This window comes from bacterium (assembly GCA_030654305.1).
Lineage (GTDB): Bacteria > Krumholzibacteriota > Krumholzibacteriia > LZORAL124-64-63 > LZORAL124-64-63 > PNOJ01.
Map to the genome: position 1 here is coordinate 1 of JAURXS010000357.1, position 1,903 is coordinate 1,903.

Sequence of the window (1,903 nt, forward strand, 5' to 3'; positions counted from 1 at the left end):
ACCCGCCGCGCTCACGCCGCCTGCGGCCGCCGCCGGACCTGAGGCGGACGCCGCGGCGGCGGCGAAGGCGGCCCGCGAACGGGAATTCCGCGCCGAGTGTGAGCGCTTCGTGCGCGAGACGCTGGCCCAGATCCGCAGCCGCCCGCCCGCGACGGTCGCGGCGACGCCAGCCGCCCCGGACCTGTTCGTCGCGCCGTCGGCCGCCGCGGTGGCCGCTTCCGCGTCCGCGCCGGTCCCGCCGTCCAAGCGGCTGGCGCTGGAGAGCCTGGCCGCCGAGGTGGCCGTCTGCACGTCCTGCAAGCTGCACCCCACGCGCACCCGCACGGTCTTCGGCAGCGGCAACCCCGACGCGCGCGTGCTCTTCATCGGCGAGGCTCCCGGCCGCAACGAGGACGAGCAGGGGCTGCCGTTCGTCGGCCGCGCCGGGCAGCTGCTGACCGACATCCTGCGCGCCATCCGCTTCGAGCGCGACGAGGTCTACATCTGCAACATCCTGAAGTGTCGGCCGCCCGAGAACCGCGACCCCGAGCGAGACGAGGCCGACGCCTGCGAGCCCTTCCTGCGCCGGCAGCTCGCGATCATCCAGCCGCACCTGATCTGCTGCCTCGGCCGCCACGCCGCGATGACGCTGCTGGACACCCGCGCCAGCCTGCGCTCGCTGCGCGAGACCGTGCACTTCTACCAGGGCATCCCCGTGCTGGCGACCTTCCATCCCGCCGCGCTGCTGCGCAACCCGCACTGGAAGCGCGACACGTGGGAGGACGTGCGCAAGCTGCGCGCCCTGCACGACGCGCTGCTCGCCGACGCCTCCTGACCCTTCACCGCCGGGAAATCAGCATCGCGAATTCGTGCCGGGCGTCCACGCCGGTGATCGGCGGCAGGAAGACGCCGCCGCCGAGGCCGGCGGCCGCGCACAGCGCCGCGAGGTCCTCGTCGCGCCAGGCGCGCCCGCTCTGCGCGTAGCGCGTCGCCGCGCCCGTCGCGGGGTCCACGATCCAGTGGACGTTGATCTCGGACTGCGACGCGTCGTCCCAGTGGTACGACTGCAGCCAGAGGTGCGGGCCGTCGGCGAACGGCGAGCCGTCGCAGGCCCGCCACTCCTGCAGGTCCTCGCGCGGGTAGAGATCCCAGGGCTGGTACTCCAGGATCATCAGGCCCCCGGGGCGCAGGCGCTCGGCGAGGGCGGTCAGGGCGGCGAGCATCTCTCCCGGCAGGTGGGCGTGGACCTCGCCGTACCAGAGCGTCACCGCGTCGAGGTCGGCGACGTCCGCGGGCAGCGGCAGCCGCGGGTCTTCGAGGTCGACGAGGTGGAAGCCGCAGCCGAGACGCTCGTCCGCGGCGACCGCGCGCGCGTGGCGCAGGGCCGCCGGCGCCACGTCGCAGCCCCAGGCGCGGTGCCCGCGGCGGGCCAGCTCGTGGCAGTACAGGCCGGGCCCGCAGGCGACGTCCAGCACGCGGCGCGGCGCGCCGGCGCCGAAGGCCTCGTCCAGCCGCGCCTCCAGCCAGCCGACGTGGGCGGCGACGACCGGCAGGGTGCGGCTCGCCATGTGCGTCGACTGGTCCAGGTGCAGGCGGAGCATGCGCTCGCTGAAGGCGGGGTCGGCCCAGGGGAACGCGGACCCGTCCCGCCAGGGCCGTGCGGGGCGCGGTTCGGCGGCGATCCGGGCCCAGATCTCGCGGAGTTGTCCACCGTCGGTCATGGAGGTCGCCTCTCGGAGGGACCGGGTTGTCAACGTGTTGGACGGGAACCGGTTGGATGTTCCGCGCGTCCGGCGCCATGGAGCTTATCCACCCCGGCGTCGACTTGTCCACCAGATGTCCAGAAGCTGTCCAGAAGCTTTCCCGAGATTGTCCCGGGGGGCGGGCGGCGGGGCGGGCGGGAGGGGTGATCGCCGGCGCGATG

At 74.6% G+C, this 1,903-nt stretch carries 2 protein-coding genes; one reads left to right on the top strand and one right to left on the bottom strand.

Annotated elements, in window-relative coordinates:
• Positions 1-109: 109 nt before the first annotated feature.
• The gene (locus Q7W29_10255; protein ID MDO9172201.1) at positions 110-814 is read left to right on the top strand and encodes a uracil-DNA glycosylase; all 705 of its coding nucleotides are present in this window, start codon (positions 110-112) and stop codon (positions 812-814) included.
• Positions 815-818: 4 nt separating this feature from the next.
• On the opposite strand, the gene Q7W29_10260 is transcribed toward Q7W29_10255, so the two are convergent.
• Entirely contained in the window at positions 819-1,700 is an 882-nt protein-coding gene (locus tag Q7W29_10260) for a class I SAM-dependent methyltransferase (protein ID MDO9172202.1), read from the bottom strand.
• Between the last annotated feature and the right edge of the window lie 203 nt (positions 1,701-1,903).